Source organism: Microbacterium sp., from assembly GCF_011620715.1.
Classification (GTDB): domain Bacteria; phylum Actinomycetota; class Actinomycetes; order Actinomycetales; family Microbacteriaceae; genus Microbacterium.
Map to the genome: position 1 here is coordinate 1 of NZ_WOYP01000026.1, position 8,029 is coordinate 8,029.

Consider the following 8,029-nt stretch of genomic DNA (forward strand, 5'->3'; position numbering starts at 1 on the left):
ACTCCGGGTGGGTGTTACCCACCGCCCTGCCCTGTGGAGCCCGGACGTTCCTCGGCACTGCGCGGCGAACCGCGAGTGACGCGACCGTCCAGCCGACCCATTCGCGTCGCCCACTCTAGCCCGGTGACCTGTGCCTGCTCCGCGCGGCGCAGCGGTCACTCCCTGACGGCGCCGGCGCGTCCCGGCCCGTCGACGTGCGCACCGGCGCGTCCACCGCGCGACATCCTCGCCCGCGCGGGCCAGGACGATCCAGGCCGTGCCTTCAGGCCTGTCCATGGTCGAGGTCCCGGCGGAAGCTCTCTCTGCGGTCCATCGACTCGTTGGCAGCGGCATCCGCTCGCTTGTTCGAAAGCCGCGGAACCCACTCGAAAGACACGTCACGGTCCTGGATGAGCGCCTTCGCGCGGCTCGCCAGCACCTGCATGTCGGGATGCTTGATCTTCCAGCGACCGGTCATCTGCTCGACCACGAGCCTCGAATCCAGGCGGACATGGACGGATGCCGCCGGGTCGCGCTGCAGGGCGATCTCGAGCCCCGCGATCATGCCGTTGTACTCGGCGACATTGTTGCTCGCGATGCCGACGTAGACGCCGATCTCGCTGAGGACGGCACCCGAGACCTCGTCGAGGACGACCGCTCCCCCCGCGGCGATCCCCGGATTGCCGCGCGAGCCTCCATCCGCCTCGACGACCAGCCGGCGGGTCACAGACCGGACTCCTCCGTGCGCACCAGGATGCAGCCGCATTCCGGGCAGGTCATCACGGCGTCGGGCGCGGCCAGGCGCACGGCCTGCAGATCCGTGCCCGCCAGCACCATGCGGCAGCCCTCGCACGTTCCGCGACGCAGCAGAGCCGCGCCAGAGCTGCGCGCGGCCACGCGGTCGTAGTAGGCCAGTAGATCGGCGGCGACGGAGCCCGCCACCGCCGCTCGGTCACGAGTCGCGGCCTCGAATGCGGCGGTCGCCTCGGCGACGACGCGCTTGGCCTCGGCACTGAGCAGAGATCCCTCGGCGTTGGTGTCGGCGATCAGGGTTTCCTGGGCTGCCACCGACGCATCGGCCTCCTCGAGCCGTTCCATGACCTCGAGCTCGGCATCCTCCAGATCGCGCTTGCGGCGTGCGAGCGAGCCGAGCTCGTGCTCGAGTCCCTGCGCTTCCTTCATGTTGCTCGTCGAGGAAAGACGCTCGGCGTCGCGCGCGCGTCGCGCGTCGACCATGGCGACATCGGACTCGATGCGGGCCAGATCCGCGCGCAGGTCGTCCCGCGCGCCGAGCTGCCTGGTGAGCTCCTGCGCGAGCTCCTGCCTGCGCGCCATGAGAGCCTGCACGCGCGCGGCCTGCGGCGGATTCCGCCGTGCTGCGTCGGCCTGGCGGATGCGGGTGTCCAGCTCGGCGACTTCCAGGAGGCGGCGCTGATCCACGGGGCTGGCGTTCACGCGTCCAACCTACCCCGCATGATTTGCGCGTCGGTGTCCGGTAGGCCCTGCCGGGATCGAACCGACGACATCCACGGTGTAAACGTGGCGCTCTACCAGCTGAGCTAAAGGCCCTCGGGTATCGAGTCTAGAGCCCCCGCAGCGGCGTCGTGGCGGCAGAGGACTCGCTAGGCTGAGAGGCGGTGATTGTGTGTGCCGAACAACGGCTGTGCAGCATCCCACGCGATCACCTGGCACGATCTGCCAGACGACGAAAGGTCTTCCGTGACTGTCCACGACCAGGATCCGTACTCTCAAGGGCCACTCGACAGCGATCCCGACGAGACGGCCGAGTGGCAGGAGTCGCTCGAACAGCTCGTGGCGGCCAAGGGGCACGGCCGCGGGCGTGAGATCATGCTGAGCCTGCTCAAGCGCTCGAAGGACCTCCACCTCGGCGTCCCGATGGTCCCCACGACCGACTACATCAACACGATCGCTGCCGAGAACGAGCCGGACTTCCCCGGCGACGAGGAGATCGAGCGCCGCTACCGCGCATGGATCCGCTGGAACGCCGCGGTCACCGTGCACCGCGCACAGCGTCCCGGGATCGGCGTCGGGGGGCACATCTCCACGTACGCCTCGTCCGCCTCGCTCTACGAAGTCGGCTTCAACCACTTCTTCCGCGGTGCCGACCACCCGTCCGGCGGCGACCAGATCTTCATCCAGGGGCACGCCTCACCCGGCATCTACGCACGTGCCTTCCTGGAAGGCCGCCTCAGCGAGACGCAGCTCGACGGTTTCCGCCAGGAGAAGTCGGGCGCGCCGAACGGCATCCCGTCCTACCCGCATCCGCGCCTGATGCCGGAATTCTGGCAGTTCCCGACGGTCTCGATGGGCCTCGGACCGATCAACGCCATCTATCAGGCGATGACCGACAAGTACCTGACCAACCGCGGCATCAAAGACGTCTCCGGCGGCCACGTCTGGGCGTTCCTCGGCGATGGCGAGATGGACGAGGTCGAGAGCCGCGGGCAGCTGCAGGTCGCCGCGAACGAAGGCCTGGACAACCTGACCTTCGTCGTGAACGCGAACCTGCAGCGGCTGGACGGGCCGGTGCGCGGCAACGGCAAGATCATCCAGGAGCTGGAGAGCTTCTTCCGCGGCGCCGGCTGGAACGTGATCAAGGTCGTCTGGGGCCGCGAGTGGGATGAGCTGCTCTCCCGCGACACCGACGGTGCGCTGCTGAACCTCATGAACGTCACGCCCGACGGCGATTATCAGACCTACAAGACCGAGAGCGGCGCCTACATTCGCGACAACTTCTTCGGCCGCGATGAGCGCACGCGCGCGCTGGTCAAGGACTACACCGACGATCAGATCTGGCGCCTCAAGCGAGGTGGCCACGACTACCGCAAGGTCTTCGCGGCCTACAAGGCCGCCGCCGAGCACAAGGGCCAGCCCACCGTGATCATCGCCAAGACGATCAAGGGCTACGGACTCGGCAAGCACTTCGAGGGACGCAACGCGACCCACCAGATGAAGAAGATGACCCTCGAGGATCTCAAGCACTTTCGCGACGAGATGCACGTGCCGATCTCGGACGCTCAGCTCGAGGAGAACCCGTACCTGCCGCCGTATTACAACCCGGGTCAGCAAGACGAGACGATCCGTTATCTGGTGGAGCGTCGGCGCTCACTCGGCGGCTTCCTCCCTGAACGCCGCACCACGCACGTCGGACTGGCCCTGCCGGACGACTCCGCGTACACGCAGCCGAAGAAGGGATCGGGAACGCAGGAGATCGCCACCACCATGGCGTTCGTGCGCCTGCTGAAGGATCTGCTGCGAGCGAAGGGCTTCGGCCACCGTATCGTGCCGATCATCCCCGATGAGGCGCGCACGTTCGGCATGGACGCGTTCTTCCCCACGGCGAAGATCTACAACCCCAACGGCCAGCACTACACGTCCGTGGACCGAGAGCTGCTGCTCGCGTACAAGGAGAGCCCGCAGGGGCAGATCATCCACGTCGGCATCAACGAGGCCGGCGCACTCGCGGCGTTCACCGGAGTGGGCACGTCGTACGCCACGCACGGCGAGCCGCTGATCCCGATCTACATCTTCTATTCGATGTTCGGCTTCCAGCGCACCGGCGACGCCCTGTGGGCGGCCGGCGACCAGATGGCGCGCGGCTTCATCATCGGCGCGACCGCGGGTCGCACCACTCTCACCGGCGAAGGCCTCCAGCACGCCGACGGGCACTCGCACCTGCTCGCCTCCACCAACCCCGCGACGGTCTCGTACGACCCCGCCTACGGCTACGAGATCGCGCACATCGTGCGCTCGGGCCTCGACCGGATGTATGGCGGCGCGCACCCGGATCCCAACGTCATGTACTACCTGACGGTGTACAACGAGCCGCTGGTGCAGCCAGCCGAGCCGGATGGTGTCGATGTCGATGGCATCGTTCGCGGCATCCACCACATCTCCGCCGATCGGGGCGAGGGCCCACGCGCTCAGCTGCTCGCCTCCGGCGTGGGCGTTCCGTGGGCGCTCGAGGCGCAGAAGCTGCTCCGCGACGACTGGGGTGTCAGCGCCGACGTGTGGTCGGTCACGTCATGGACCGAGCTGCGTCGCGACGGTCTGGCCGCCGACGAGCACAACTTCCTGCACCCGGACGAGGAGCCTCGCACCGCGTACGTCACGGACAAGCTGAAGGACGCGCAGGGCCCGGTCATCGCCGTGAGCGATTACATGCACGCCGTGCAGGACCAGATCCGCCAGTGGGTTCCTCAGCGGTACGCGACGCTCGGCGCCGACGGCTTCGGGTTCTCGGACACGCGCGCCGCCGCGCGGCGATTCTTCAAGATCGACGGACCGTCGATGACCGTCCGCACGCTCCAGGCCCTTGCCCAGGAGGGCGCGGTGGATGCCTCCGTCGCCGCGCGGGCGATCGAGAAGTACCGACTGCACGACGTGACCGCCGGCACCAGCGGTAACGCGGGCGGCGAGAGCTGACCGCACGGATGGCATCTCGCCCGGCGCAGATGGACAAGACCGAGACGCTCGCATGGCTGCGTCAGATCTCGGGCGATCTGGCGAGTGCGACGATCCAGCGGCTGGAAGACTCCCTTCCGTGGTACGCGGCGATGCCGCCGGCGCGACGCTCCGCAGTCGGGCTGGTCGCGCAGGCGGGCATCTCGTCGTTCATCCAGTGGTACGACGATCCCACCTCGACGCCGCGGATCGCCGCGGACATCTTCGACGCCGCTCCGCGTGAGCTGCTGCGCAGCGTGAGCCTGACGCAGACACTCCAGCTGATCCGGGTGACTGTGGAGGTGACCGAGGAGCGGCTCGTCGGCAAGGGCGATGACCTGCGCGAAGGCATCCTGCTGTACTCCCGTGACCTCGCCTTCGCCGCCGCGGATGTCTACGCGCGCGCGGCCGAGGCGCGCGGCCTATGGGACGCGCGCCTCGAGGCCCTCGTCGTGGACTCGATCCTCACCGGCGAGGCCGACGAGCAGCTGCCCAGCCGGATCGCCGCGCTCGGATGGCACGGCCATGGTGAAGTCGCCGTGCTGGTCGGCACGACTCCCCCGCAGTTCGACGCGGATCAGGTGCGGCGCAGCGCCCGAAAGCTCGGCGTCGACGTCCTCATCGGCGTGCACGGCTCCCGGCTCGTGCTGGTCCTCGGTCGTGCCGAGCTGGCCCGGCGCACGGACGACGAGCTCGAGCTGCCTTTCCCCGAGATCGCCAGGCGTCTCGAACCGGCATTCGGCCCGGGGTTCCTCGTGCTCGGCCCCGCTGTCCCCGCGCTCGTGGACGCGAGCCAGAGTGCGCGCGCCTCGCTCGCTGGCTTCGCGGTCGCGCGCGCGTGGCGCAACGCCCCACGACCCGTCGAGGCCGACGACCTGCTTCCCGAGCGCGCCTTGGCAGGCGACCCTCTCGCAAAGCAGACGCTCGTCGAGCGCATTTACCGCCCCCTGCAGTCACACAGCGCGGATCTGGTCACTACGCTGTGGACCTACCTCGACAATGGACGATCGCTCGAGGCGACCGCCCGCGAGTTGTTCGTCCACCCGAACACCGTCCGCTACCGGCTCAAACGGGTCTCGGACGTGATCGGATGGGATGCCACCGGCCCGCGCGAGGCGCTGATCCTTCAGACCGCGCTGATCCTCGGCTCGATCGGCACAGGTTCGACCCGGCGGCGGGCTCCATCGCCGCCGCGCGGCCCGACATGAGCTTGTACGGCACGCACAAAGCCCGGGTGCTTTATTGTGACGAGATCGCCAGAGAGCCTGGACTGATCCTTGGCAGGATGGGATGGTGATCATCGCCGTCTTCCCCGGTCAGGGGTCGCAGACTCCCGGTTTCCTCGCTCCCTGGCTGCAGGTCGAGGGCGCGGCCGACCGTCTTGCCGCCTACTCCGACTGGGCGGGCGTGGACCTCATCGCTGCGGGCACCGAGTGGGACGCAGACCGTATCCGCGACACGCAGGTCGCACAGCCTCTCATCGTCGCCGCGAGTCTGCTCTCATGGGGATCACTCGAGGGTGGCGGATCCGTCGGCGGTGTTGCGGGTCACTCGGTCGGCGAGTTCTCGGCCGCCGTAGCCGCCGGTGTGCTCAGCGAGGAAGACGCCCTCCGGCTCGTCGGGATCCGCGGACGTGCGATGGCAGAGGCGGCCGCCGCCGAGCAGACCGGAATGAGCGCGATCATCGGCGGAGACGAGGCGACGGTGATCACTCGCCTCGAGGAGTTGGAGCTCACTCCAGCCAACTACAACGGAAGCGGCCAGATCGTTGCTGCCGGTGCGATGCCCGCTCTGCGGACGCTCGCGGCCGAACCCCCCGCCGGCACGCGGGTGATCCCCCTGCAGGTGGCCGGCGCCTTCCACACCCGCTACATGGCGCCCGCAGTCGATGCGCTTCGCCGAGCCGCGTCAACGGTCGCCCCAGATGACCCCGCTCTCACCCTCTGGTCCAACCGAGACGGGGAGAGCGTCGCAGCGGGAGCCGAGTTCCTCGACCGCCTCGTCGCGCAGGTGGCTTCCCCCGTCCGCTGGGATCTCTGCATGGCCTCCTTCGCAGCCGACGACGTGACCGGCATCATCGAACTTTCTCCCGCGGGCACGCTGACGGGGCTCGCAAAGCGAGCCATGCGCGGCGTGCCGAGCGTCGCAGTCAAGACCCCCGACGACCTTCCTGCCGCACAGATGCTCCTGAGCGGCGCCGACGCATGACCGGAGAAACCGCATGACTCGCACGCTCAGCCAGGCGACCGGCCCGGCGTACACGCGCATCTACGCCTATGGTGCTGCCCGCGGCGAGCTCACCGTTCCCAACGACGAACTGGTCGGGCCGATCGACTCGAGCGACGAGTGGATCCGTCAGCGAACCGGTATCGTCACGCGCACCCGGGCCGTCGCCGAGACCGACGCGATAGATCTGGCGACGGATGCTGCGGCGGAGGCGATCGCGAAGTCGGGCGTCGCGGCATCCGACATCGACGTCGTGATCGTCGCTACGGTATCCAACCCGAAGCAGACGCCCTCGGTCTCGGCGATCGTCGCCGATCGTGTGGGGTCCAACCCCGCGGCGGCATATGACCTGAACGCGGCGTGTGCGGGTTTCGCGTACGGTGTCGCCCAGGCCGACGCGCTCATCCGTTCGGGCGCGGCGCACTACGCGCTGGTGATCGGCACCGAGAAGCTGAGCGACATCGTGGACCCCACCGATCGCAGCATCTCGTTCCTTCTCGGCGACGGCGCCGGAGCAGCGGTGATCGGTCCGAGCGACACGCCGGGCATCGGTCCCACGATCTGGGGCTCCGACGGATCCAAGGCGGACGCCGTCGGGATGAACGGCACCCTCACTCAGTTCCGCGACGGCAAAGTCCCGTGGCCGACGCTGCGCCAGGAAGGGCCCACGGTGTTCCGCTGGGCGGTCTGGGAGATGGTGAAGGTCGCACGCCAGGCCCTCGAAGCAGCCGGGGTGGAAGCGTCCGATCTCGCCGCCTTCGTGCCCCACCAGGCCAACATGCGCATCATCGACGAGTTCGCCAAGCAGCTGAAGCTCCCCGACACGGTGGTGATCGGGCGCGACATCGAGACGACCGGTAACACCTCCGCGGCATCCATTCCGCTGGCGACGCACCGGCTGCTGGAAGAGCACCCCGAAATCAGCGGCGGGCTCGCCCTGCAGATCGGTTTCGGCGCAGGGCTCGTGTTCGGCGCGCAGGTCGTCGTCCTTCCCTGACGCCGCGACCCTCGACTCTAGACTGATCAGGGCCCCGACGGGGCCACCGAAGAACAGGAGAAACCATGGCATTCAGCAACGACGAGGTCCTCGCCGGACTCGCCGAGCTCATCACCGACGAGACGGGGATCTCGGCCGACGAGGTCGCTCTCGAGAAGTCGTTCACCGACGACCTCGACATCGACTCGATCTCGATGATGACGATCGTCGTCAATGCCGAGGAGAAGTTCGGCGTCACGATCCCCGACGACGAGGTCAAGAACCTCAAGACCGTCGGCGACGCCGTCACCTTCATCACGTCGAACCAGGCGTAGCCGGACCCCATTGGGGCTCCGCCCCAAACCCCCGGCCTGCTGACGCGGC

7 protein-coding genes and 1 tRNA gene are annotated in these 8,029 nt (G+C 68.4%); 5 read left to right on the forward strand and 3 right to left on the reverse strand.

Annotation, left to right across the window (positions count from 1 at the left end; all coding sequences use genetic code 11):
* Window positions 1-262 precede the first annotated feature (262 nt).
* From QZV84_RS02850 to QZV84_RS02860, 3 genes are all read right to left on the reverse strand, one after another.
* A complete protein-coding gene (locus QZV84_RS02850) occupies window positions 263-706 on the reverse strand; it encodes a reverse transcriptase-like protein (RefSeq protein ID WP_292825004.1) in 444 nt (147 codons plus the stop codon).
* Entirely contained in the window at window positions 703-1,434 is a 732-nt protein-coding gene (locus QZV84_RS02855; protein ID WP_292825007.1) for a C4-type zinc ribbon domain-containing protein, read from the reverse strand. Before QZV84_RS02855 ends, QZV84_RS02850 begins: the two co-directional genes overlap by 4 nt.
* A gap of 41 nt (window positions 1,435-1,475) precedes the next feature.
* Window positions 1,476-1,548 (reverse strand) — tRNA-Val (locus QZV84_RS02860).
* A gap of 150 nt (window positions 1,549-1,698) precedes the next feature.
* On the opposite strand from QZV84_RS02860, the gene aceE reads away from it, so the two are divergent.
* From aceE to QZV84_RS02885, 5 genes are all read left to right on the forward strand, one after another.
* Complete coding sequence (gene aceE / locus QZV84_RS02865) at window positions 1,699-4,425, forward strand: pyruvate dehydrogenase (acetyl-transferring), homodimeric type (protein ID WP_292825009.1); 2,727 nt, start codon at window positions 1,699-1,701, stop codon at window positions 4,423-4,425.
* Between the two features lie 8 nt (window positions 4,426-4,433).
* Window positions 4,434-5,651: a helix-turn-helix domain-containing protein gene (locus tag QZV84_RS02870; protein WP_292825011.1), complete on the forward strand. Its 1,218-nt coding sequence runs from the start codon at window positions 4,434-4,436 to the stop codon at window positions 5,649-5,651.
* Window positions 5,652-5,736: 85 nt separating this feature from the next.
* Window positions 5,737-6,651, forward strand: a complete 915-nt coding sequence (locus QZV84_RS02875) for an ACP S-malonyltransferase (protein ID WP_292825013.1) — start codon at window positions 5,737-5,739, stop codon at window positions 6,649-6,651.
* A 13-nt stretch (window positions 6,652-6,664) separates the two neighbouring features.
* Window positions 6,665-7,666 carry a beta-ketoacyl-ACP synthase III gene (locus tag QZV84_RS02880; RefSeq protein WP_292825016.1) on the forward strand — a complete coding sequence of 334 codons (1,002 nt, stop codon included), beginning with the start codon at window positions 6,665-6,667 and terminating at the stop codon, window positions 7,664-7,666.
* A gap of 65 nt (window positions 7,667-7,731) precedes the next feature.
* Window positions 7,732-7,980: an acyl carrier protein gene (locus QZV84_RS02885; protein WP_091706648.1), complete on the forward strand. Its 249-nt coding sequence runs from the start codon at window positions 7,732-7,734 to the stop codon at window positions 7,978-7,980.
* Window positions 7,981-8,029: the final 49 nt, after the last annotated feature.

What these genes read in the sequence shown, in the direction of transcription:
- QZV84_RS02885 (WP_091706648.1), top strand. Translation starts at nt 7,732, where the DNA reads ATGGCATTCAGCAACGACGAGGTCCTCGCCGGACTCGCCGAGCTCATC.
- QZV84_RS02870 (WP_292825011.1), top strand. Translation starts at nt 4,434, where the DNA reads ATGGCATCTCGCCCGGCGCAGATGGACAAGACCGAGACGCTCGCATGG.
- QZV84_RS02880 (WP_292825016.1), top strand. Translation starts at nt 6,665, where the DNA reads ATGACTCGCACGCTCAGCCAGGCGACCGGCCCGGCGTACACGCGCATC.